The sequence below is a fragment of the Ornithinimicrobium sp. genome (genome assembly GCF_030537745.1).
In the GTDB taxonomy this organism is placed as follows: domain Bacteria; phylum Actinomycetota; class Actinomycetes; order Actinomycetales; family Dermatophilaceae; genus Ornithinicoccus.
Genome location: NZ_JAUNVI010000007.1, coordinates 15518 through 37913, shown reverse-complemented (window position 1 = coordinate 37913; position 22396 = coordinate 15518). Strand labels below are relative to the sequence as shown.

General features: G+C 66.5%; 21 protein-coding genes, 1 pseudogene and 1 riboswitch. Of the genes and pseudogenes, 9 read left to right on the top strand and 13 right to left on the bottom strand.

All coding sequences use genetic code 11. From position 1 onward, the window contains the following. The first annotated feature begins 6 nt into the window (after positions 1–6). The 5 genes from Q4P07_RS02930 to Q4P07_RS02910 all read left to right on the top strand — a co-directional run bounded on the left by Q4P07_RS02930 (position 7) and on the right by Q4P07_RS02910 (position 5731). Positions 7–993, top strand: a complete 987-nt coding sequence (locus tag Q4P07_RS02930; protein ID WP_303373395.1) for an ABC transporter permease — start codon at positions 7–9, stop codon at positions 991–993. A gap of 10 nt (positions 994–1003) precedes the next feature. Next, positions 1004–2137, top strand: coding sequence for an ABC transporter ATP-binding protein (locus Q4P07_RS02925; protein ID WP_303373394.1), 1134 nt, complete (start codon positions 1004–1006; stop codon positions 2135–2137). 3 nt (positions 2138–2140) lie between these two features. Then, positions 2141–3316: an ABC transporter ATP-binding protein gene (locus Q4P07_RS02920; protein WP_303373393.1), complete on the top strand. Its 1176-nt coding sequence runs from the start codon at positions 2141–2143 to the stop codon at positions 3314–3316. A gap of 56 nt (positions 3317–3372) precedes the next feature. Continuing rightward, positions 3373–4077, top strand: a complete 705-nt coding sequence (locus tag Q4P07_RS02915; protein ID WP_303373392.1) for a type 1 glutamine amidotransferase — start codon at positions 3373–3375, stop codon at positions 4075–4077. 67 nt (positions 4078–4144) lie between these two features. Beyond that, positions 4145–5731, top strand: coding sequence for a cation:proton antiporter (locus Q4P07_RS02910; protein WP_303373391.1), 1587 nt, complete (start codon positions 4145–4147; stop codon positions 5729–5731). 18 nt (positions 5732–5749) lie between these two features. Here Q4P07_RS02910 and Q4P07_RS02905 read toward each other — a convergent pair whose 3' ends face one another. Further along, entirely contained in the window at positions 5750–6661 is a 912-nt protein-coding gene (locus Q4P07_RS02905) for a universal stress protein (RefSeq protein ID WP_303373390.1), read from the bottom strand. A 123-nt stretch (positions 6662–6784) separates the two neighbouring features. Between Q4P07_RS02905 and Q4P07_RS02900 the strand changes: the two genes are divergently transcribed. Further along, complete coding sequence (locus Q4P07_RS02900) at positions 6785–9004, top strand: NADP-dependent isocitrate dehydrogenase (protein ID WP_303373389.1); 2220 nt, start codon at positions 6785–6787, stop codon at positions 9002–9004. A gap of 28 nt (positions 9005–9032) precedes the next feature. On the opposite strand, the gene Q4P07_RS02895 is transcribed toward Q4P07_RS02900, so the two are convergent. Continuing rightward, complete coding sequence (locus Q4P07_RS02895; RefSeq protein ID WP_303373388.1) at positions 9033–9347, bottom strand: multidrug efflux SMR transporter; 315 nt, start codon at positions 9345–9347, stop codon at positions 9033–9035. Between the two features lie 12 nt (positions 9348–9359). Then, a riboswitch (guanidine-III (ykkC-III) riboswitch) is annotated at positions 9360–9422 on the bottom strand. Between the two features lie 31 nt (positions 9423–9453). On the opposite strand from Q4P07_RS02895, the gene Q4P07_RS02890 reads away from it, so the two are divergent. After that, on the top strand, positions 9454–10698 hold the full coding sequence (locus Q4P07_RS02890) for an MFS transporter (protein WP_303373387.1): 1245 nt from the start codon (positions 9454–9456) through the stop codon (positions 10696–10698). Here the strand turns inward: Q4P07_RS02890 and Q4P07_RS02885 are convergent. Together Q4P07_RS02885 and Q4P07_RS02880 are read right to left on the bottom strand one after the other, a co-directional pair. Beyond that, on the bottom strand, positions 10689–11390 hold the full coding sequence (locus tag Q4P07_RS02885) for a hypothetical protein (protein WP_303373386.1): 702 nt from the start codon (positions 11388–11390) through the stop codon (positions 10689–10691). The genes Q4P07_RS02890 and Q4P07_RS02885 overlap by 10 nt on opposite strands. 62 nt (positions 11391–11452) lie before the next feature. Continuing rightward, the gene (locus tag Q4P07_RS02880) at positions 11453–12070 is read right to left on the bottom strand and encodes a bifunctional 2-polyprenyl-6-hydroxyphenol methylase/3-demethylubiquinol 3-O-methyltransferase UbiG (protein ID WP_303373385.1); all 618 of its coding nucleotides are present in this window, start codon (positions 12068–12070) and stop codon (positions 11453–11455) included. A gap of 59 nt (positions 12071–12129) precedes the next feature. Here Q4P07_RS02880 and Q4P07_RS02875 point away from each other — a divergent pair, with 59 nt between their 5' ends. After that, the gene (locus tag Q4P07_RS02875; RefSeq protein ID WP_303373384.1) at positions 12130–12465 is read left to right on the top strand and encodes a YdeI family protein; all 336 of its coding nucleotides are present in this window, start codon (positions 12130–12132) and stop codon (positions 12463–12465) included. A gap of 21 nt (positions 12466–12486) precedes the next feature. Here the strand turns inward: Q4P07_RS02875 and Q4P07_RS02870 are convergent, their stop codons facing one another. The 4 genes and pseudogenes from Q4P07_RS02870 to ychF form a co-directional block, all read right to left on the bottom strand. After that, a complete protein-coding gene (locus tag Q4P07_RS02870; protein ID WP_303373383.1) occupies positions 12487–13140 on the bottom strand; it encodes an SDR family oxidoreductase in 654 nt (217 codons plus the stop codon). A gap of 896 nt (positions 13141–14036) precedes the next feature. Then, the gene (locus Q4P07_RS02865; protein ID WP_303373382.1) at positions 14037–14294 is read right to left on the bottom strand and encodes a GNAT family N-acetyltransferase; all 258 of its coding nucleotides are present in this window, start codon (positions 14292–14294) and stop codon (positions 14037–14039) included. After that, positions 14291–14449, bottom strand: a pseudogene (locus Q4P07_RS02860) (transcriptional regulator); the annotation flags it as partial. The pseudogene Q4P07_RS02860 and the gene Q4P07_RS02865, both read right to left, overlap by 4 nt. Positions 14450–14617: 168 nt before the next feature. Then, on the bottom strand, positions 14618–15703 hold the full coding sequence (gene ychF, locus Q4P07_RS02855) for a redox-regulated ATPase YchF (protein ID WP_303373381.1): 1086 nt from the start codon (positions 15701–15703) through the stop codon (positions 14618–14620). A 232-nt stretch (positions 15704–15935) separates the two neighbouring features. Here ychF and Q4P07_RS02850 point away from each other — a divergent pair, with 232 nt between their 5' ends. Further along, entirely contained in the window at positions 15936–17171 is a 1236-nt protein-coding gene (locus Q4P07_RS02850) for a DNA recombination protein RmuC (protein ID WP_303373380.1), read from the top strand. 62 nt (positions 17172–17233) lie between these two features. Here the strand turns inward: Q4P07_RS02850 and Q4P07_RS02845 are convergent, their stop codons facing one another. From Q4P07_RS02845 to Q4P07_RS02825, 5 genes are all read right to left on the bottom strand, one after another. Then, positions 17234–18757: a nucleobase:cation symporter-2 family protein gene (locus tag Q4P07_RS02845; RefSeq protein WP_303373379.1), complete on the bottom strand. Its 1524-nt coding sequence runs from the start codon at positions 18755–18757 to the stop codon at positions 17234–17236. A gap of 143 nt (positions 18758–18900) precedes the next feature. Continuing rightward, positions 18901–19641, bottom strand: coding sequence for an amino acid ABC transporter ATP-binding protein (locus tag Q4P07_RS02840; RefSeq protein ID WP_303373378.1), 741 nt, complete (start codon positions 19639–19641; stop codon positions 18901–18903). Beyond that, complete coding sequence (locus Q4P07_RS02835; protein ID WP_303373377.1) at positions 19638–20306, bottom strand: amino acid ABC transporter permease; 669 nt, start codon at positions 20304–20306, stop codon at positions 19638–19640. Before Q4P07_RS02835 ends, Q4P07_RS02840 begins: the two co-directional genes overlap by 4 nt. Before the next feature lie 12 nt (positions 20307–20318). Next, positions 20319–21149: a transporter substrate-binding domain-containing protein gene (locus Q4P07_RS02830; protein WP_303373376.1), complete on the bottom strand. Its 831-nt coding sequence runs from the start codon at positions 21147–21149 to the stop codon at positions 20319–20321. Positions 21150–21359: 210 nt separating this feature from the next. Continuing rightward, the gene (locus Q4P07_RS02825; RefSeq protein WP_303373433.1) at positions 21360–22388 is read right to left on the bottom strand and encodes a 4-hydroxy-3-methylbut-2-enyl diphosphate reductase; all 1029 of its coding nucleotides are present in this window, start codon (positions 22386–22388) and stop codon (positions 21360–21362) included. Positions 22389–22396 lie beyond the last annotated feature (8 nt).

Here is a 22396-nt window from a genome sequence, read left to right as displayed (position 1 = left end):
TCACCTATGTCGCAACCGACCTCCGGTCCATCGCAGGGATCACTGGCCACGGTGGGCGCCCTGGGCGACCGCAAGAAGCGCCGGATCGACGAGCTCGCGCAGGCTGGATCCCTGTCCTCCGAGGAGGGCATCAGCCTCTGGCGCAGCGCCTGGCAACGGTTGCGCCGCGACCCTGTGTTTCTGATCGGCCTCGCCATCGTGGCCGTTTTCGTCGTGGTGGCGCTCACCTCCCAGTGGATCACGCCGCACGACCCGGCTGCGCGCCTCCTCATCGACCAGCGCAGCCCCAGCAACCCGATCCCGGGACCGCAGCCCGGCTTTCCCCTGGGCGCCGACGACGCTGGACGCGACATGTTGTCGCGCCTCATCGCCGGCTCCCGGCAGACGCTCATCGTCGGTGTGGTCGCGACCTTGCTGGGCCTGAGCGGTGGCCTCTTCCTCGGGACTCTGGCCGGCGGTATCGGCGGTTGGGTGGACGCCGGTGTCATGCGCATCGTGGACGTCCTGCTCTCGATCCCGTCGCTGCTGATGGCCTTCTCGATCGCCGCGATGTTTTCCAAGCCGAGCCAGTGGACGGTGATCGCCGCTATCGGCATCATCCAGATCCCGATCTTCGCCCGGCTGCTGCGCGGGTCGATGATGGCCCAACGCCACAGCGACCATGTGCTCGCCGCGCGGGCGCTCGGCGTCCGCCGACCAGCCATCGTCTTCCGGCACATGCTGCCCAACTCCCTGGGGCCAGTCATCGTCCAGGCCACGCTCGTCCTGGCGGTCGCGATCATCGACGCTGCAGCGCTGTCCTTCCTCGGGTTGGGCAACCCCGACGACACCCTGCCCGAATGGGGCCAGATGCTGGGACGCGCTCAGGTCTACTTCAACACCCATCCCGAAGTCGCGGTGTACCCCGCGATCTGCATCATCATCGTCGCGCTCGGCTTCACCTTGATGGGCGAGTCGCTGCGCGAGGCCCTCGATCCCAAGTCACGTCGCTGAGGAGGCAAGGATGACCGAGCAACCCAGCACCACGTCATACCCGCAGGACTCGACCGGCCAGCGCAGCACGAGCGGGACTGCCACTGTCGGGCGCACCGCCCCCCTGCTGTCCGTCCAGGATCTCACCGTCACCTTCGGGCGGGGCGACAAGGCTTTCACCGCCGTCGACCACGTCAACTTCGACGTGGCCCCCGGTCAGACGGTCGGCCTGGTCGGCGAGTCCGGCTGCGGCAAGTCGGTCACCTCGCTGGCGATCATGCGGCTGCTGCCCTCCCGCGGCAACACCGTGACCGGAAGCGTGACCTTCGACGGCCAGGATCTGCTCACGCTCAGCGACACCCAGATGCGGGACCGCCGCGGCAGCGATGTCGCGATGATCTTCCAGGACCCGCTGTCCTCCCTCAACCCCGTGGTGCCGCTAGGCATCCAGGTGGCAGAGGTGCTCGAACGGCACAAGGGAATGAAGCGTGGACCAGCCATGGAGAGGTCGGTCGAGTTGCTCAACAAGGTCGGCATCCCCGACCCACAACGTCGGCTGCGCGAGTATGCCCACCAGCTCTCCGGCGGGATGCGGCAGCGCGCGTTGATCGCGATGGCGCTGGCCTGCGAGCCGAGGCTGCTCATCGCCGACGAGCCGACGACCGCGCTGGACGTGACCATCCAGGCCCAGATCCTGGCATTGCTGCGCGAGCTCGTCCAGGACTCGGGCACCGCGTTGGTCATGATCACCCATGATCTCGGCGTGATCGCCGGGCTGTGTGACGAGGTGAACGTGCTGTATGCCGGGAAGGTCGTCGAGCGCGCGCAGCGGCACGACCTCTTCGCCACCCCGCGACACCCCTACACCGGCGGGCTGCTGTCCTCCATCCCGAGGCTGACCGAGGAACGCGGCCGGCGCCTCACGCCGGTGCCCGGCTCGGTCGCCGACAACATCGACTGGGCGCAGGGGTGCGCCTTCGCGCCACGCTGCGCCTCGGCCACCGACGTGTGCTTCGAGCAGCCTCCGGAGCTGGTCACCGACCGTCTCGAGCTCGGCCCAGACCGCTTGCTGCGCTGCCACCACCCGCTGGAGTCCAACCCGCTCAACGACAGCAGCGGCCGCAACCGAGACGACAGCCATATTGACACCACCGAGGAGGCCTGAGGTATGAGTACCGTCACTCAGCCGACCCCCGCCGCAGAGCCGCCCGGCCAGCGCGAGAGCGAGGTCCTCGTCGACGTCGTGGACCTGAAGGTGCACTTCCCGATCAAGAAGGGCGTGATTTTCGACCGGACGGTCGGCTATGTCTATGCCGTGGACGGCATGAGCTTGCAGATCAACCGGGGAGAGACCTATGGCCTGGTCGGCGAGTCCGGCTGCGGCAAGTCGACTTTTGGTCGCGCCCTGCTCCAGCTCGAGGACGTCACCGAGGGCGAGGTGCATTTTGGCGGCCTCGACCTGGCCTCCCTCAAGGGTGAGAAGCTGCGCACCCAGCGCCGCCACATGCAGATGGTCTTCCAGGACCCCCTCGGCAGCCTCGACCCCCGCCAGACCGTCGAGCAGCTCCTCCTGGAGGGGATGCGGGCGCACGGGCTCGCCAAGGACGCCAAGGCCGCCCACACCCGACTGGTGGAGCTTCTCCACGCTGTCGGCCTGCCCAAGAACGCGTTGACCAAGTATCCGCACGAGTTCTCCGGCGGTCAGCGACAGCGCGTAGGGATCGCGCGCGCCCTCTCCGTCGATCCGCAGCTGATCGTCGCCGACGAGCCGGTCAGCGCCCTCGACGTCTCGGTTCAGGCACAGGTCATCAACCTGCTTGAGGACCTGCAGAACGAGTTCGGGCTCACATACTTGGTCATTGCGCACGACCTCGCCGTCGTGCGCCACATCAGCGACCGGATTGGGGTCATGTATCTCGGCGCCCTCGTCGAGGAGGCCGCCGCCGACGACCTCTACGCGCAGCCGTTGCACCCTTACACGCGAGCACTGCTGTCGGCAGTGCCCGTCCCTGACCCCATCATCGAGGACACGCGGGAGCAGATCCTGCTGCCCGGAGACCTGCCCTCCCCCGCCAACCCGCCGTCCGGGTGCCGTTTCCACACCCGCTGCCCATGGCGGCAGGAGACGCGCTGCGACACCGAGCGCCCCGAGCTGCGACTCCTCCAGGTCGAGGGCACTCCAGCCACGCATCGGGTCGCCTGCCACTGGGCAGAGCAGATTGCCAGCGGCGAGCTGAAGCCGCGCGAGGTCGTCGCCCAGGACGTCACCGACCAGACACTGGTCCAGTCGGGCAGCGACGACGCCGCACTCGGCGCCAAGGGAGTCACCGACGCGACGGGCTGAGGGTCCTCGGACCTCCCGACAGGTGCGCCGGGCGTGGTCCTGGGTACTCTGCCCCTATGCCAACCCGACCGCGCGTGCTCGTGGTCCAGCACGAGGACGACTGCCCGGTCGGAATGATCGAGCCTTGGCTGCATCGTGCCGGGATCGATTGCGACGTGCTCCAGGCCCACCGTGGACGGGCCCTGCCCGCCTCACTCGGCGACCACATCGCCCTGATCGTGCTCGGTGGCAGCATGGGTGCCAACGACGACGCTCAGCACCGTTGGCTGGTCCCGACCAAGGCACTGATCGCGATCACGGTCGCTGGGGGCTGGCCGTTCCTGGGGGTGTGCCTAGGCCACCAGCTGGCTGCGGTCGCCCTCGGTGGGCAGGTGGAACGCAACAGCCACGGCCCGTTCCAAGCACTGGCCCCTTTCGGTCCGGACCAGGCCGCACGGAGCGACACCCTTCTGTCCGCGCTCCCCCGTCACGCCACCGTGCTGCACTGGAACAACGACGTCGTAACCACCCTGCCACCGCGGGCGGTACGCCTGGCGCAATCCCCGGACGGGACCGTCCAGGCCGCGCGCTTCGGCCCTCGGGCCTGGGGTGTGCAGTTCCACCCCGAGGTCGATGCAGACATCGTCGCCCGTTGGCAACCAGGTCCTGATCCCGAGCATGAAGCCAAGGTCATCGCCGAGCTTGAGCACCGGCGGCACGAGCTGCACCGCAGCTGGGAATCATTGATCCGCAGATTCGCCAGGATCGCCCGGTCCGACTGAGGCGCGGAGGTGGGAGGATCAACCCACCAGCACCTACGCCGCGATCGAGAGGAGACCCCTTCCGATGATGAGCGACGTGGCCTTCTTCCTCGCGGCCACCTTCGCGGCCGGCCTTGTCATGTCCCTGATGCGGCTGCCGGCACTGCTCGGCTTCCTCGCCATCGGTTTCGTGCTCAACGGGTTCGGGGTCCAAGAGCTCCCCTTCCTCGACTCCATCGCCGACCTCGGTGTCGCGCTCCTGCTCTTCGGCATCGGACTGAAGCTGGACGTCCGCAGCCTGCTCGCGCGCGAAGTCTGGGTCACCACCGCCGGCCACCTCGCGCTGTCCGTCGCCGTCGGGACCGGTTTCCTGTGGGTGCTCGCGCTGATCGGCTACCCCCTCGTCGCGGGGCTCGGGCTTGGCTCTCTGGCTCTGATCGGCTTCGCGCTGTCGTTCTCCTCAACGGTGTTCGTGATCAAGGTGCTCGAGGAGCACGCCGAGCTGCAGTCCTTCTACGGCCGGACCGCCATTGGCATCCTGGTCATGCAGGACCTCGCCGCCGTCATCTTCATGAGCGCGGCTGGCGGACAAGTGCCCAGCCTCTGGGCGGTCCCGCTGCTGGCGGCGCTGGCACCGCTCGGCTGGGTGAGCCGACGACTGTGGGACCACGTCCCCCACGGAGAGATGCAGGGCCTCTTCGGCCTGGCTCTCGCGCTCGGACCCGGGTATGCGGCGTTCGAGGCAGTTGGGCTGGAGGGCGACCTGGGCGCACTCGTCATGGGCATGATCCTCGCCGGCGACAAGGCTGCCAGTGAGCTGAGCCACCAGTTGTTCCTGCTCAAGGATCTGCTGCTCGTCGGCTTCTTCATCTCGATCGGCTTCGGAGGATGGCCGACTCTGGATGCCGTCATGCTCGGCCTGACGTTGCTGCTGCTCCTGCCGGTGCAGGTCATCATCTACATCTGGCTGCTGGACCGCCACAAGCTGCGACGGCGGACCTCGGTCAAGGCCGGCCTGATCCTCGGCAACTTCTCTGAGTTCGGTCTCATCGTCGCAGCCGTCGCCGTCTCGGCGTCGCTGCTCGAGGAAGACTGGCTCGTAGTGATGTCGGTCGCGGTCGCCGGCAGCTTCGTCGTCGCCGCCGTCGTCAACATCAACTCCGACGCGATCCTGGCGTGGGCGCGACGCAGGATGCGGATGCATCCGTCGGACGACGTCCACGAGCACGAGAAGCCGTTTTCTTTCGGCACGGCACGAGCCATCGTCATGGGGATGGGACGGATCGGCAAGGCCGCCTACGTCGAGCTGTCAGGGGTCTACGGGCTCCCGGTGCTCGGCGTGGAGAACCTGCCCTCTCGGGTCGCGGACCTGCGCGCAGAAGGGATGGACATCGTCGAGGCGGACGCCGCGGACGATGACTTCTGGGCACGTCTGGAGTCGACGGGACAGGTCGATATCGTCGTCCTGGCCATGCCCTTCCATGGCGCCAACCGGTTGGCGCTCGCCGAGCTCAGCAAAAGCAACTACGTGGGTGTGGTCGCCGTCGTGGCGCAGTACGACGACGACGCGCGGGAGTACCAGCAGATGGGGGCCGACGTCATCATCCACCTTTACGAAGGCGCCGGCCTGAAGATCGCCGAGCAGGCGGCCGAGGCGCTCGCCGACCGCGACTAAGGATCGGTGACCCTGCCGCTAGGCGTCGACGGCGACATCTTTCGGCAACGTGCAGACCAGGACGGGCACGCTCGCGGCCCGCATCAGCCGCTGGCTGACCGAGCCGAGCAGACGGCCCTGAATCCCACCGAGCCCCCGACTGCCCACGACCACTAGGTCCCAGTCCTTGGACATCTCTAGCAGCGTGCCGATCACCGGCCCGCGGCGGACCTCAAGCTCTACCGGAACCTGCGGGTGGGCCTCTCGAGCAGGCGCGAGCGCACGCTCCAGGGTCGAGCGCTTGCTCTCCTGGAGCTGATGCCACTCGGGGCTGTCCGGCTCGGTGACCAGATAGCCGTCGACAGTTTCGATGTACCACGTGCTGACCGCGACGACGCCGGCGTCGACGGTCTCGGCGAACTGCAGGGCGGCCGTGGCCGCCGCCTGACTGTCACGGCTGCCGTCGATCCCCACCCCGATGCGGTGGTGGGTCAGGGCCTCGACCTTGACCTCCGGGTTGATCACCGCGACGGGGCAGTGGGCATGCGCAGCGACCGCGAGCGAGGTCGTCCCCAGGACGAATTCGGAGATCAAGCCCTTGCGTCCGGTGCCGACGACGATGACGGAGGCTTCGTGCTGATACTCCAGGAGCGCCTTGCCCGCAGACCCTCGCCTGGTGACATAGGTGACGTCGATGCCCAGGTTGTTACCCATCGCGTCGACCTGCTCGGACAACTGCTGGTTGCCTTCTTCCTCCGCCTCCAGCAAGAGGGTGATGTCGGTGGCGCCAGCCACTGCTGCCCGGGCAGCGAGCGCTTCTGGCTCGCTCGCGTGGACCACGATCAGGGGCAGACCGGTGCGTTGGGCAAGCACAGCGGCCCAGCGGACCGCGGAACTGTCGGTGAGGCCGCCATCGGCCCCCACCACGATCGGACCAGCGTGCGTCGCCATCATGCCTCCCAGCAGCCAATCGTCTGCGCAGGTCGCGCAAAGGATCCGTCGGGATCATCCTAACCTCCGTCGAGTAGCGTGGGGCTGTCTACCCACCCCAGCGACACAGGAGTTCTGCCCCGGATGTCTACGATCATCTATACCCGTACCGACGAGGCTCCGCTGTTCGCCACCTACTCGCTCAAGCCGATCCTGGAGGCCTTCGCTGGCGCCGCCGGGATAGAGGTGGCGACCCGGGACATCTCGCTGGCCAACCGCATCCTGACCCTCTTCCCCGACCACCTCACCCCGGAGCAGCGGGTCGACGACGCACTCACTGAGCTGGGAACGCTGGCGACCTCGCCTGAGGCCAACATCATCAAGCTGCCGAACATCTCGGCCTCGGTCCCCCAGCTGAAGGCCGCGATCGCCGAGCTCCAGGCACAGGGCTACGCCCTCCCTGACTACCCCGAGGCGCCGGCCACCGATGAGGAGCATGACGTTCGAGACCGCTACGACAAGGTCAAAGGCTCGGCCGTGAACCCGGTCCTGCGGGAGGGCAACTCCGACCGTCGAGCCCCCGCTGCGGTGAAGAACTACGCCAAGAGCCGCCCACACTCGATGGCCGCCTGGTCCCCGGACAGCCGCACCCGCGTGGCCACGATGGGTGCCCACGACTTCGCTACCAACGAGCAGTCGGTCATCCTTGAGCAGGATGACACCTTGAGCATCCGGCTCGTCGCCGCCGACGGCACCACCACGGTGCTCAAGGACGGTCTGGCGGTGCTGGAGGGCGAGGTCGTGGACGCGACCTTCATGGACGTCGCGGCACTGCGCGACTTCCTCACCGAGCAGATCGACGCGGCCGCAGCCGAGAACGTCCTCTACAGCCTGCACTTGAAGGCCACCATGATGAAGGTCTCCGACCCCATCATCTTCGGTCACGCCGTCGAGACTTTCTTCGCCGCGGTCTTCCAGCGGTATGGCGACGAGCTCGCCGCTGCGGGCCTCTCGGCCAACGACGGCCTCGGCAGGATCCTCGATGGGCTCGACGCGGTCGGTGAGGACGCTGGGCAGATTCGCAGCGCCATCGCGGCCCGACTGTCCGCGCAGCCCCGCCTGTCGATGGTCGACTCGGACAAGGGCATCACCAACCTGCACGTCCCCAGCGACGTCATCGTCGACGCATCCATGCCGGCGATGATCCGCAACGGCGGCAAGCTCTGGGGCCCCCAGGGCGAGGAGTCCGACACGCTAGCGGTGATCCCAGACTCTGCCTACGCTGGCATCTACCAGGCTGTCATCGACGACTGCAAGGCGCACGGCGCCTACGACCCGACCACGATGGGCTCCGTGCCCAACGTGGGGCTGATGGCCAAGAAGGCGGAGGAGTACGGCTCCCACGACAAGACGTTTGAGATCGGGGCAGACGGCACCGTCGAGGTCGTCGACTCCTCCGGAACCGTGCTCATGTCCCACGAGGTGAAGGCGGGTGACATCTGGCGCGCCTGCCAGACCCAGGACAAGCCCGTCCGCGACTGGGTCAAGCTGGCAGTGACCCGCGCCCGCGCCACCGCAGACCCTGCCATCTTCTGGCTCGACGAGCACCGCGCCCACGACGCCAACCTCATCGCCAAGGTCACGACCTACCTCAAGGATCACGACACCGACGGACTGGACCTGCAGATCATGTCCCCCATCGACGCCGCGAGGGTGTCGGTGGAACGCATCCGCAAGGGCCTGGACACCATCTCGGTGACCGGCAACGTCCTGCGCGACTACAACACCGACCTCTTCCCGATCCTCGAGCTGGGCACCAGCGCCAAGATGCTCTCGGTGGTCCCGTTGATGAACGGTGGCGGCCTGTTCGAGACCGGTGCCGGCGGCTCGGCGCCCAAGCACGTCAAGCAGCTGCAGTCGGAGAACTACCTGCGGTGGGACAGCCTGGGTGAGTTCCTGGCGATCGCTGAGTCGCTGCGCCACCTGGCGACCACCGACGACAACGCCAAGGCCGCCGTCCTGGGTGACGCCCTGGACCGGGCGACCGAGCGGGTGCTTTCGCAGGACCGCTCCCCAGCCCGCAAGCTCGGTCAGATCGACAATCGCGGCAGTCACTTCTATCTGGCGCTCTACTGGGCCCAGGAGCTGGCGCAGCAGACGCAGGACCCGGAATTGGCCCAGCGTTTTGCCCCTGTCGCAGAAGAACTGGCGCAGAAGGAGTCCCAGATCTCCCAGGAACTGCTCGACGCGCAGGGCTCCCCCGTCGACCTTGGCGGCTACTACCACCCCGACGAGGCCAAGACGAATGCCGTGATGCGTCCCTCGGCCACCCTCAATGCGGTGATCGACGCACTGCGCGGCTGACCAGCCGTCTGCATGATCGGGCTCCCACTCACTGGGTGAGGCGCAGCCCGATCACGCAGGCGACGATGCCCAGGATGAGGAAAGCCTGGACGATGCTGAACGGTTGCGCCCCACTGTGCCAGGCATAACCTGCGGTGGTGGCCGCCCCGATCCCGACCCACACGGCATACGCGGTCCCCACCGGGATCTCGCGCATCGCCCAGGCGAGCCCGGCGAGCGAGACGGTCATACCGCCGACGAGCAGAGCGATAGCACCGAAGTCGGTCCAGGAGGTGAGCCGTGAGAGCGCGGTCGCCCAGACCGCCTCGAAGAGCGCGGAGACCACCAGGATCAGCCAGGACATGACATACCCCTTCCGAGGTCGTCTTGTCGCTCGCCGGGTACGACCACCCTCGTCCGGAAACCTGGGGGGTTCGCCACGATGCTAGCAAGCGTGATAAACCTCCTGGGTGAGCACTCGCCCGTCGGATCCCGGTAGCACTCGGAATCCTTCGCACGTCGTCGCTCCGTGGCTCGCGGTGCTGGCCATCATCATCTTGTCGGTCAACCTGCGCCCGGGCGCATCTTCCCTCGGCCCGGTCCTGGAGGAGCTGCGGTCCGCGCTCGGCATGGGTGGGGCGACGGCCGGCGTCGTCACCGCACTGCCAGGGCTGTGCTTCGGGGCCTTCGGCCTGTTGGCGGTCGGGCTCGCTCGGCGTATCGGTCTGACTGCCGGGATCGTGCTGTCGATCGTCGCCCTCATCCTTGGACTCTCTTTGCGGGTCCTGACCGGTTCAGTCGGGCTGTTCCTGGTCCTCACTGCGCTGGCGCTCGCCGGGATGGCGGTCTGCAACGTCCTCGTCCCCGCCTGGATCAAACTGCACAGCCGCGATGGCGGTGTGCTCCTGATGACTTTCTATGGCGCGGGGCTGACCCTGGGCGGTGCCCTCGGCTCGCTGTTGGCAGCGCCGATCGGCGACGCGTCGTCCTACGGGTGGCGAGCGGCATTGGGGGTATGGGGAGTGGTGGCGCTCATCGCGCTCTTGCCCTGGGTGCCGATGCTGGGTGGCGAGCGCCGTTCCCGCCGAGGGCTCTCCCGCGCCCGACCCACGCAGGTCGGACGACTGGTCGCCTCCCCGACCGCGGTCGCCCTCATGCTGCTCTTCGGGATCCAGTCGATGAACGCCTACGTGCAGTTCGGCTGGCTGCCGCAGATCTACCGCGACGCCGGACTGTCCGCAGTGCACGCTGGGGCGCTGGTTGCGCTGCTCACGAGCTTGGGGATCGTCGGCGGGCTGGTCATGCCGACGGTGATCGACCGGTCCGACAACCTTGGCCCCTGGCTGGTGACCATGGGCGCACTGAGCGTCAGCGGCTACCTGGGTCTCCTCCTCGCGCCCGCCACGCTGCCGTGGCTGTGGGCGGTCCTCCTCGGGCTGGCTGGCTTTGCCTTCCCGACGACGATCGCGCTGATCACGGCGCGCACCAGGGACGCGCAGGTGACTGCTCGACTGTCCGGGTTCGTGCAGCCGGTCGGCTACATCATGGCGGCCATCGGCCCGATGGTGGTCGGCATGATCTATGGCGCGACCGGGGGGTGGACGATCGTGCTCTCCCTGCTCATGGCCAGCGGCGTCGCACTCGCCCTCATCGGCCTGCGCGTCGCACGCCCTGTCTTCGTCGACGACGAACTGGTCGACCGACCTCAGTCTTGACGTGCTCGGTGGGCACTCCTCGGGCGGGCGCTCTTACTCAGCACTGCGAGCACCGCGACCTGCACCACGAGCAGCACGAGGCCCAAGACAACGTCCGACCAGCCCATCACGAAGCCCGCTTGCAGCGTCCCGATGCCACTCGCGACGGGATAAAACAGCGGCCACAGGATCGCGAGGTTTCGCACTAGCGCGAACAGGATCCCAAACAGCACCGCAAACATGCCGAAGCCGAGCGCAACCTCTAACGGCACCGAACCGACGTGCTGCAGCGCAAAGCCGATTCCGGACAGCAGGATCGCCGGCAGCCAACCGAAAGCGCGCTCCCAGCGGAGGAACAACCAGCCAAAGACGAAGAATGGCTCCCACAAGACCACGAGGTTCGCCATGAGATGCGGCACGACCGGCACGCCTTGCTCCGCAGCCAGGTAGATCAGCTGGTAGGCAGATCCCGCCCCGAGCACCGCCGAGATGACGAGCGACAGGAAAAGGAACCGGCGTCGGATGCCGAGACCTCTCAGGCCTTCTCCTCGTTGCCGTAGCACGGTCAGCGCGGGGATGGCTGTGCCCAGGACCACGACACCGACTAGAAGGAACCACTCGTTGATGGCTGCCCCGGCCCAATAGCAACCCCAGAACCCAAGGAGCGTGCCCACCGCGATCAGGGTGTCAGTCCCGGGCGCCCAGGCGATCATCCGCCGACGGGGCTGGACGTCGGAGCTGGGACCATCGATCTGGGAAGCGGAGGCTATCAAGGTCACCGCCCTGCGCGAAGGGGTCGCTGCGGGCCTGCTCGCACCAGCATGAGGGCGTGCGGAGTCCGTCCGTCCCATTGTTCGGCAATCACCACGAATCCCGCTTGGTCCAGGGCAGCGGCCATCTCCGGCAACGGCCATCGAAATGCGGTCGCCACTGGGTGCTCAAACGACTCGGTGCTCGAGCCTGAGAGGAAGGACATGAGCATGGTGCCGTCGTCCTTCAGCAACGAACGGAGAGTTGCCAGTGCGTGCGGAAGGTCGTCTGGACCCAGATGAATGAGTGAGTACCAGGCAAGGATGCCTGCCCAACGCTCATCTGAGTCAGTGAGATCCTCGATGGCGCCGAGCCGGAATCCCACGGTCGGGTAGGCCTTGCGCGCGATATTGACGAACCGTTCGACAGGCTCCAGCCCCTCGACCTCGTGGCCCAGACTCGCCAGGTGGCCGGCCCAGCGGCCGGTGCCCGAGCCCACGTCCAAGATCCGGCCTTTGACCGTGTCGGCCCACGGCTCGATGACGGCGCGGTCAGGGTCTGTGGCAGACACCTCGGTGCCGAGCAGCCCTGCAACGTCTTCTGCTCGTGCGCCGTACGCGTCCCGGACTTCATCAGTCGCCACGAGACAACCCTAACCAGAGCCGCGGAACTGGTGTCGGTGTCTCCAGACATGATGACGTCATGTCAGACGAATTCGACGTGATCGCCTTCGCGACCGTACCGGAATTGTGGGAGTGGATCGCGCAGCACCATGCTCGCCATCCGGGGACGTGGGTACGCCTTGAGAAGGCCTCCAGTGACCGCCCATCCGTGGCTTTTCACGACCTCCTTGAGGCCGGCATCGCGTACGGGTGGAGCGAGAGCACTCGTCGTGCGTACGACCGCACCTCGTATCTTCAGAAGTTCACCCCGCGGCGCCAAGGCGGCACGTCTTCGGCTCGCAACGTCGTCATCGCGGAGCGGCTCATGGCGGAGGGGAGGATGACCGAGGCGGGCCTGCATGCCCTCGGGTGGTGAGTCTCGGCACCTCGGCCTCGCCTAGAAGGCGGTGCTGGGCAGATCCTTCTCCCCATCGACGATCGCGGTGATGATCCGCGCTGCCACGACGTCTGGGTCCAGCGCCGCTGCGAATCGCGGCGCTGAGCCGGCGATCGGATGCTCTGACAGCGAGGTGGCAGTGTGGCCTGGGCGAGCATCCACGATGCGGATGCCGTTGCGTCGATACTCGCGCGCCGCTGCGACAACGAAGGCGGCGAGCGCCGCTTTCGACGCGGAATAGGCTGCCAGACCGGCGACGGGTGTCTCAGCGACCACGCCGCTCAGAGTGACGACAAAGGGCTCTCGGCCAGCAACCGCCGAGGCCGCGAGGTAGGGCTCGCTCTGGGCGATGAGTTGGATCGCGCTGGTCGCGTTCACCGCGAAGAGTTCGTCGACCGTGACGGGGGCAAGATCTGATGCGGCGCCGAAGGCGACCACCCCCGACGCGACCACGAGGCCGTCAAGACGTCCGTGCTCCGCCTTCGTGGCATCAAGCACCTCCGCAATCACAGAGGGGGCGCGCAGATCGTGCCCAGCAGACTTGGACGATCGGGCAACGATGGCGCCGTTCTGCTCCAGCAGAGCGGCGATGCGCGAGCCGAGCCCGCCGGTCGCGCCAACGACCAAAACAACCGCACCCTGAAGATTCGTCATGGATGAACCCTAGGTCACGTGCGGGCAGGAGGCCCAGCGCGAGTCGGTTTGCTGTCCTGCGACGGCGACGCACAACTCACACGCTTCAACGCTGTTCGAGGAGGCTTGGCCACCCGGTATAAGGAGTGCCATGACGGCAACAATCGATCAATGGGAGCCGGCCGTGGCCGAACTCTGGACGCAGTTCGACGCTTTCGATCGTGATGAAAGGCGTCGCCGCGATGCACGACTTCGCCAGAGACTGCCCGTCTAACGATGGCAGAGCAGCCTTCGAGTTCGCTGGCATGTACGACTCCATGGGATTCGAAGCCGGAGTTCGCTCCCCGTGGAAGCGAAGAACTTCCTGCAAGAGGCTGAGCCACAGGGTAGCTATCTATCCTGGCGAACTGTCGTCAGTTCGACCCGGTCATCTCCTACTACGTCACAGGTGATCGTCGTGTCGACGATCGTGAAGCTACTGCCTTGGGTGCAGGTTGGTTCTACCCCGCCGGCCTGGAAGTGCGCCTCGCCGTTCGTCACTGCCGACACTAGGCGGATACGGTCCACCGAGCGCAATCCGTGGTCGCTGTCATAGGGCCGTGGGAAGTTGTGGAATTGATCGCCTTGGATCGTGATTGAGCACGTGCTCTTCGTGTCGCACTTGGAACTCCACCTGTCGCAGGCGGTCAACGGAAGTGTGAATGCGGCGATAGCTACGGTGGCAAGGATTGCTCGGGTGGGGTGGTGCATAGCCTTCGAGTCTTTCTGCATCAGGGGCTTGGATTTAACTTACTCCAGACGATTGCCTAAATGAGGACTTCCCGCCACCGATCCCAGGAGAACTTGCGTGGGCCCGTTACTGCCCGGTTGTACGGTAGGTACCTATTTTTGGCGGAACCCTTCTGGATAAAGATGGGTTACGTCGCCGCTGGTGAAGCAGCGCCGTTGGCGATCGTGCATACGAACGCGACGGTGTCCGAATCCGGAACAGTGTCGTCGACAGCGATGAGTTTCTCCACCACGGCCGTGTGCAACGCGCGTCCGAGGCCTCGCCCCACTCGCGCGCCATCTGTCATCAACAGACCGATGTGTGCGGTCGAGGGGTTGGGCCAACCGACGATCACGTCGGCGAACGCTACCAGGAGTTCGCCCTCCCCGACCTCTCGGGCATTCACGCGACCTGTAACGGAGTGATCGCGGCAACCGTGTCACGCAGCACCCGGCGCTCGAGCCGCAGCTCGTAGTTCGACTGCAGGTTCATCCAGAGTTCCTCGGACGTCCCGAAGTATCGCGCCAAGCGGATCGCCGTATCAGCGGGGATGCCCCGCTTTCACTCGGATGCTGTGCTGTCCGCGGCGATCACCGATGACTCGCTCCATGCGGTTCCCCGGAGGGATCCGGAGATCCTCGACACTCATCGCCGCATGAATCAGCCCGAGCTTCCGAGCTGCCGAACGATCTGATCACGAGGCGAGTGTAACGGAGCGCATCATTAACGCTAGACGTTAAATCGAAACTCCACCACGTCCCCGTCGGCCATGACGTACTCCTTGCCCTCGATCCGCACCTTGCCGGCGGCCTTAGCCTCGGCCATCGATCCGAGCCCGTCCAGGTCGGCGAAGGAGACAACCTCGGCCTTGATGAAGCCGCGCTCGAAGTCGGTATGGATCACCCCGGCCGCCTGTGGTGCGGTCCACCCCTTGCGGATCGTCCAGGCACGGGACTCCTTGGGGCCAGCCGTCAGGTAGGTCTGCAGGCCGAGCGTGTGGAAGCCGATCCGGGCCAGCTGATCCAGGCCGGGCTCGTCGACGCCGACCGACTCCAGCAGCTCACGTGCCTCTTCCTCGTCGAGGTCGGCCAGGTCGGACTCGAGCTTTGCGTTGAGATAGATCGCCTCGGCCGGTGCGACCAATGCCGCTAGCTCCTCGTGCAGCGCCACGTCAGTCAGCCCATCCTCGTCGAGGTTGAAGACGTAGAGGAAGGGCTTTGTCGTCAGGAGTCCGAGATTCTTGACCAGGGTCGGGTCCACACCCGCTGCCGCGCCCGCTGCATACAAGGTGTCCCCCGCCTCCAGCACTGCTTGGGCAGCCAGAGCGGTGTCCAGCAGCGCCTTGTCGATCTTCTTGGCCTTGAGGTCCTTCTCCATCCGCGGCACCGCGTTCTCCAGCGTCTGCAGATCTGCGAGCACCAGCTCGGTGTTAACGGTCTCGATATCGTCGTGCGGGCTGACCTTCCCCTCGACGTGGATCACGTCGTCGTCGCGGAAGGATCGCACCACCTGGCAGATCGCGTCCGCCTCACGGATGGTGGCGAGGAACTTGTTGCCCAGCCCCTCCCCCTCGCTGGCGCCGCGCACGATCCCGGCGATGTCCACGAAGCTCACGGTCGCGGGCAGGATCTTGGTGCTGCCGAAGATCTCCGCCAGCCGACCTAGGCGCACGTCGCGCAGCGGGACCACGCCGATGTTGGGCTCGATCGTCGCGAACGGATAGTTCGCAGCGAGCACAGAGTTCTTGGTCAGCGCGTTGAAAAGAGTCGACTTGCCGACATTGGGGAGACCGACGATTCCGATGGTGAGTGCCACGAGGTCAACAGTCTAATGGCGGTATGGAGTGCTTCTCGCCTCGGGCGCAGGTCACTCTCCTGCGGACACCATCGCCCGTCCGGTCTGGCCACACCGCCCGTCCGGTCTGGTTGGGCCGCCCGCCTCCCGCCGCGTGCAATCGCTTGGGCGGCATGATGGTGCACGGGATCGAGCACGAGCAGCGCAGGAGGGTGCCCCAGGGTGTGTCAGAGTGTGCTGGCACGCTGCGGTGATGGAGCTTCTTTGGTGGCAGGCGGCAGCCCTCGCACTGATCACGACCCTCGGTGGGATCTCGCTGGGCTGGGTGCTCGCGCGCTCGGCGGCGGCCGCCGACCTAGCCCGGTCAGAAGCGCAGCGAGACGGGCTGGAGCAACAGGTGCAGGCCCTCCTCGACACTGTGGACGAGGACCGGCAAGCGGCCCAGCAGCTAGCACCGCTAGGCCAGACCCTGCGCCGGGTCGAGGAACAGGTGCGCACGCTCGAGCGTGACCGGGTGCAGCAGTTCGGCGAGGTCGGGGTCCAGCTCGCTGACGTCGCCGAGCAGACCCGGGCCCTGCACCGCCAGACGGCCGCGCTCTCCGGCGCCCTCAACTCCTCCGGCGTGCGCGGCACCTGGGGCGAGGTGCAGCTGCGCCGGGTGCTCGAGCATCCCGGCATGCTCGAGCACTGTGACTTCGACGAGCAGGTGAGCGGGGTGAGCAGGCACGACGTCCGAGTGCGCCCCGACGCGGTGGTCCACCTCCCCGGCGGCAAGAGCCTGGTCATCGACAGCAAGGCGCCGCTGACGTCCTTCCTTCGGGCACAGAGTGATGATCTGCCCCCGCACGAGGTTGGCCAGCTGTTGCGCGCACACGCAACGGCACTGCGTGGCCACGTCGAGGGGTTGGCGAGCAAGGACTACTGGAGCGCCTTTGATGCCTGCCCCGAGCTGGTTATCTGCTTCGTCCCCAGTGACGCCGTCCTCGCCGCCGCCCTTCGAGCGGAGCCAGATCTCTACGACGATGCGCAGTCCCGCAAGGTGGTGCTGACCTCTCCCGGCACTCTGCTGGCGATGCTCCGGGCCACCGCGTTGACCTGGCAGCAGGACAGCCTCTCGACCAACGCCGCTGAGCTGCTCCGACTCGGCTCGGAGCTGCATCAGCGGCTCGGCACAGTGGGGCGACACCTGAGCTCGATGGGCGGTGCGCTGCGCCGCTCGGTTGATTCTTACAACCAGCTGGTGGGTAGCATCGAGTCGAGGGTCTTGGTGACGGCGCGCCGCATGGAAGAGCTCGGCCTCGCCCAGGACCGCCTCGACCCGACGCCTGGCCTCGACGTCACCCCACGGCCGCTGACCAGCGCCGAGCTCCTGGGTGAGGAGCTGGACTCTCTCACCCCTCAGCGCTCACCGTTGCCGACCATCGAGCACGGGACCGTGCTCGACGCTGACGACGCCAGGCCATCGCCGAACGACGCACGCGCCGGCTGATCCACCATGGCGGTGGGTCAGCCGGCACGTGCGGGGCGAGCAGCAGGGTAGGCGGGGCTGCCTCAGCCCTGGTGGCCGTCGCCGTTCTCGTCAGGGTGCTCGATGTGCGAGTGGCGTGAGCGGAAGTTGACGTCCCGTCCCTGTCCACCGTCGGCACTGTCGAAGCGACGCCCCACCATGCGCTCCTCATCGCGCACGTTGATCGCGCCCTGCGGCGGTGCCTCGGCAAAGATCGGGCCTTCCCGGTCAACCTCCTTGTTGCCCCACACGTTGAAGACCGCGTTGAGCACGACGGCGGCGATCGCCGCGGAGGTGATGCCAGAGTGGAAGATCGTGCCGAACCACTCGGGGAACGCATCCCAGAAGGTCGGGACGGCGATCGGGATGATGCCCATCGCGATGGAGACCGCCACGATGACCAGGTTGGAGTTGCCGTCGTAGTCGACGCTCGCCAAGGTCCGGATGCCACTGGCAGCGACGGTGCCAAACAGCGCGATGCCAGCGCCACCGAGGACAGACAGCGGGACGGCAGCCACGGCGGCCCCCAAGACCGGGACCAGGCCCAGGATGATCAGGATGACACCGCCGACGGCGACCACGAAGCGGCTGCGGATCCCGGTGATGGCCACCAGGCCGACATTCTGCGCGAAGGCGCTGATGGGGAAGACGTTGAAGACTCCGGCGACCGCGCTGGAGAGCATGTCGGCGCGCACGCCGCCCGTGACCGTGTCGCGGTCAGCCGGCTTGTCGATGACCTCACCGATGGCGAGGATGTCGGCAACCGTCTCGGTCATGATCACGAGCATCACGATGGTCATTGCGATGATCGAGCTGAGCTGGAAGGTCGGCAGGCCGAAGTGGAACGGCGTGGTGAGTTGGAAGAAGCCCGCGCCGGTCAGTCGGCTGAAGTCGACCATCCCGAAGGGGATCGCCAGCAGCGTGCCGAGCAACAGACCAAGCAGAATCGCGATCCGGGAGAAGAAGCCGGGCAGGAAGCGGTAGACGAGCACGATGATCAGCAGGGTGGCGCCAGCCATCCCGATGTTCTTCATCGAGCCGTAGTCATCGGACCCGACGCCTCCAGCGGACCAGTTGATGCCGACCGGCAGCAGCGCCAGGCCGATCACCGTGATGACGGTGCCCGTCACCACCTCTGGGAAGTAACGCAGCAGCATGGTGAAGACCGGCGCGAGGAAGAAGCAGATCACGCCAGCCACGATGATCGCGCCAGAGATGGCGCGCATCCCGTCGACTCCTCCACCAGCGGCCTGGCCGATGGCAATCATCGAGGTGACTGCGACGAAGGAGGTGCCCTGCACGATCGGCTGGCGGGCACCGATCTTCCACACGCCGATGCTCTGCAGGAGCGTGGCGAGCCCGGCCAGGAAGAGTGCAGCCGAGACCAGATAGGTCATGTCCTTCAGGTCCAGGCCCAGCGCACCACCCACGATGAGCGGGACGGCGACCACGCCCGCATACATCGACAGGACGTGCTGCAGTCCGAAGACCGTCATCTGAGTAAGGGGTAGGACCTCGTCGACCGGGTGCGTCCCGGCAAGCGTGACGTCGGCACGTGCGTCTGCCATGGTTCTCCTTCGCATCTTTGCGTAAATCTTTCACGATGCGGAAGGGAACTTCCGCTAGCCAGAAGTGTGGCGGTGAGCCGGGCTGATGTCAAGCCCTCCCTACGATTATCTTCCTCGCGCCCTCCGGATGCTGCCGCCCAGCGTCAGCTCTCGGCCAGCAGGCCCATGAAGGCACGTCCTCGATCCGTGCTGGGATCGTCCAGGACCTGCGCGGGTGGGCCTTGCTCGGCGATTCCTCCATCGGCGAGGAGAACGACCCGGTCAGCCGCCTGCCGGGCAAACTTCATCTCGTGGGTGACGACCATCATCGTCATTCCCTCGTCGGCGAGCTGCCGCATGACCTGAAGCACCTCCCCCACGAGTTCAGGGTCAAGGGCGGAAGTGGGCTCGTCGAAGAGCATCACCGCGGGGTCCATGGCCAGTGCCCGCGCGATCGCCACCCGTTGCTGCTGGCCACCGGATAGGTTCCCGGGATAGCTGCTCGCCTTCGCGCCCAGCCCGACCCGCTCCAACAACTGCTGGGTGCGCTCGCGGGCCTCTGCCTTGCCGCGGCCCAGCACCTCACGCTGGGCCATCGAGACATTTTCCTGGACGGTGACGTGCGGGAAGAGGTTGAACGCCTGGAAGACCATCCCGATCCTCGAGCGGACGCGGTTGAGGTGTCGCTCGTCATACCGCAACTCCTCGCCCGCGACCTTGATCGAGCCTTCCGAGATCCGCTCCAGCCCGTTCACGCAGCGCAAGAGCGTGCTCTTGCCTGCACCCGAGGGACCGATCAGGGTCACCACCTCGCCTTCGTCGACCTCCAGGTCGACGCCGTCCAGGACGACGGTGCTGCCGAAGCGCTTGACGATGTCGCGCATTTCCACGATGGGTTCGCTCATGATGTCGCCGGCCTCCGGTGCGCGCTAAGACGGTGTTCGAGCCAGTTCACCACTGCGGTGAGAGCCAGCACGATGACCAGGTAGTAGAGAGCCACGATGATGTATGCCGTCAATTCCTGATAGGTGGAGGACGCCACATTGCGGGAGGTCTGAAAAAGCTCGGTCATTCCGATGAATGACACCAGCGAGGAGTCCTTGATCGCGATGATGTATTGGTTGCCGAGCACCGGCAAGGTGGTGCGCAGGGCCAGCGGCGCCTGCACCCGCTTGAGGGTTTTGGTCCGTGACATACCTAAAGACCGGGCCGCCTCGGTCAGACCGCTGGGCACGGCCTGGAAGCCAGACCTGATGATCTCGGCGATATAGGCGGAGTTGTGGAACGCCAGGGCCAGTGCGCCAGCCCAGAACGCGGGCAGCGCCACGATGGCCACCAGGCCGAAGTAGATGATGAAGATCTGGGTGATCAGCGGGGTCCCGCGGACCAGACCGATATACGCGGTGGCGATCCAGCGCAGCGCCCGGACCCGGCCCATCGCCATCGCGGCGATGAGAGAGCCGAGGAACATCGCCATGACGATGGCTGCGGCGCTGAGCCGCAGCGTCACCCAGGACGCCTCGAGGAACAAAGGTGCGTACTGGGTAAAGATGGCCAGGAAGTCGCTCACGGCCGACCTGCCCTAGTCCGTCGTCGCAGCTTCATCGTCGGCGTCGGCCTTACCCGAAATGTCGACGCCGAAGTACTTCTGGCTGATCTCCGCGTAAGTGCCGTCCGCCTTGATCGCGGCCAGCGCGACGTTGAGCTCATCCTTGAGTGCACCCTGGTCGAGGTTGACCGCAAAGGCCGGCTCCTCGGTGTAGAGCGGGTCTCCGCACTGCACGAGGGGCAGCCCCGCCTCGTTGATCTGGTGCAGCCCCACGAGACGATCGGTCATCCCGAGGTCCAGCCGGCCGGTGGCGACGTCCTGCAACGCGGTGATGTCGGAGGAGAAGGTGCGAATTTCGCCGACCCAGTCCTCGTCCGCGAGGAAATCGTTGTAGGTCGTGCCCGCCGCGACCCCGATCGAAGGGGAGTCCAGGTCCTGCGGCGCGCTGCACTCCACGCCCTCCGCCACGAAGGCCTGCGCGCCTGAGGTGTAATAGCCGTCAGTGAAGACGACCTGCTCGGATCGCTCCGGGGTGGGCGTCATCGAGGCGATCAAGACGTCGTACCGATGCGCCTTGAGCCCACCGATCAGAGTATCGAACGCGCCGGTCTCGGTCTTGTACTCCAGCCCCATCTCCTTGGCAACGGCAGCGCCGATGTCGTGGTCGAAGCCGGTCAGGTCATTCCCGTCGCGGTAGCTGAACGGCTGAAACTCCCCGCTCATGGCCACGACCAGGGTGTCGTCGTCGATCAGGCCAAGGCCGTCGGCATCAGCGTCAGCGTCGCCGCCGCCGCACGCAGTCAGGGCGAGCCCGGCCGCCGCGATGACGGCGATGAGGCGGGTGCGGTGGTTCGTTGTCAGCATGGTCGTGCCTCCCAAAGAGATGTGGGTTTCACTGTCCAGCCGAACTTAGGCACGCCCCGAACGGAGATCAAGCGGCAGCGACCCCTACCCAGGCTCGTGTGCTACGCGCGGGCACGCGTTGGGTTTGACGCCGTCCATCGAGGTGCGAGACAGGATCGTTATCTAACCGTGACTTGACCACATCGTGACCATGTGGCGCTCCGGTGCGCCTCAGTGGAGGGCGGCCGGCACCGAGCCCGGGTCGTAGCGCACCTTGGTGTCGTGCCCCGCAGCCTTGAGGTCTCGTCGGAGCTCGCTGGGCAAGGAGAAGATGATGGACTCCTCGGCGGCCGTGACGGCCTGGACGTCCTCAAAACCGCGCTCGGCGAGCCAGTCGAGCACGTCCCGCACCAGCACCTCCGGCACGCTCGCCCCGCTCGTCACCCCGACCGTGGTCACCCCGTCGAGCCAGGCCGCGTCGATCTCGTCGGCGTAATCCACGAGGTGCCCTTCGCGAGTGCCGTACTCCAGTGCGACTTCGACCAGGCGCTTGGAGTTGGAGGAATTCTGCGATCCGACCACGATCATCAGGTCGCACTCGGCGGCCATCTTCTTCACGGCTACCTGGCGGTTCTGAGTGGCATAGCAGATGTCGTCGCTGGGCGGGTCCTGCAACAGCGGGAACTTCTCCCGCAGCCGGCGGACAGTCTCCATGGTCTCATCGACGGACAGCGTGGTCTGCGAGAGCCACACGACCTTCGCCGGGTCCCGCACCTGGACCTTCTCGACGTCGGCCGGGCTCTCGACGAGGGTGATGTGCTCCGGCGCTTCACCCGTCGTGCCCTCGACCTCTTCATGGCCCTCGTGGCCGACGAGCAGGATGTCGTAATCGTCGTCCGCGAAGCGGACCGCCTCGCGGTGCACCTTGGTCACCAGCGGGCAGGTCGCATCGATGGTCCGCAAGTTGAGCACACGGGCCTCCTCGTGCACCGCCGGACTCACCCCGTGCGCGGAGAAGATGACGCGGGCCCCCTCGGGCACCTCATCAGTCTCGTCGACGAAGATCGCGCCACGCTTCTCCAGGGTCACCACGACATGCTTGTTGTGCACAATCTCCTTGCGTACGTAGACCGGCGGGCCGTACAACTCGAGCGCCTTCTCGACGGTGATGACAGCGCGGTCGACCCCGGCGCAGTAGCCGCGAGGCGCTGCCAACAGCACTCTTTTGGCTCCCGGCTGGCCGGGAGCGGGTGCACTCATCTCGGTCG

Excerpts from the sequence above, each read along its gene's own strand:
- Q4P07_RS02930 (WP_303373395.1), top strand. The coding sequence starts at position 7 with ATGTCGCAACCGACCTCCGGTCCATCGCAGGGATCACTGGCCACGGTG.
- Q4P07_RS02925 (WP_303373394.1), top strand. The coding sequence starts at position 1,004 with ATGACCGAGCAACCCAGCACCACGTCATACCCGCAGGACTCGACCGGC.
- Q4P07_RS02920 (WP_303373393.1), top strand. The coding sequence starts at position 2,141 with ATGAGTACCGTCACTCAGCCGACCCCCGCCGCAGAGCCGCCCGGCCAG.
- Q4P07_RS02915 (WP_303373392.1), top strand. The coding sequence starts at position 3,373 with ATGCCAACCCGACCGCGCGTGCTCGTGGTCCAGCACGAGGACGACTGC.
- Q4P07_RS02910 (WP_303373391.1), top strand. The coding sequence starts at position 4,145 with ATGAGCGACGTGGCCTTCTTCCTCGCGGCCACCTTCGCGGCCGGCCTT.
- Q4P07_RS02905 (WP_303373390.1), bottom strand. The coding sequence starts at position 6,661 with ATGGCGACGCACGCTGGTCCGATCGTGGTGGGGGCCGATGGCGGCCTC.
- Q4P07_RS02900 (WP_303373389.1), top strand. The coding sequence starts at position 6,785 with ATGTCTACGATCATCTATACCCGTACCGACGAGGCTCCGCTGTTCGCC.
- Q4P07_RS02895 (WP_303373388.1), bottom strand. The coding sequence starts at position 9,347 with ATGTCCTGGCTGATCCTGGTGGTCTCCGCGCTCTTCGAGGCGGTCTGG.
- Q4P07_RS02885 (WP_303373386.1), bottom strand. The coding sequence starts at position 11,390 with ATGATCGCCTGGGCGCCCGGGACTGACACCCTGATCGCGGTGGGCACG.
- Q4P07_RS02875 (WP_303373384.1), top strand. The coding sequence starts at position 12,130 with ATGTCAGACGAATTCGACGTGATCGCCTTCGCGACCGTACCGGAATTG.
- Q4P07_RS02870 (WP_303373383.1), bottom strand. The coding sequence starts at position 13,140 with ATGACGAATCTTCAGGGTGCGGTTGTTTTGGTCGTTGGCGCGACCGGC.
- Q4P07_RS02850 (WP_303373380.1), top strand. The coding sequence starts at position 15,936 with ATGGAGCTTCTTTGGTGGCAGGCGGCAGCCCTCGCACTGATCACGACC.
- Q4P07_RS02845 (WP_303373379.1), bottom strand. The coding sequence starts at position 18,757 with ATGGCAGACGCACGTGCCGACGTCACGCTTGCCGGGACGCACCCGGTC.
- Q4P07_RS02840 (WP_303373378.1), bottom strand. The coding sequence starts at position 19,641 with ATGAGCGAACCCATCGTGGAAATGCGCGACATCGTCAAGCGCTTCGGC.
- Q4P07_RS02830 (WP_303373376.1), bottom strand. The coding sequence starts at position 21,149 with ATGCTGACAACGAACCACCGCACCCGCCTCATCGCCGTCATCGCGGCG.
- Q4P07_RS02825 (WP_303373433.1), bottom strand. The coding sequence starts at position 22,388 with ATGAGTGCACCCGCTCCCGGCCAGCCGGGAGCCAAAAGAGTGCTGTTG.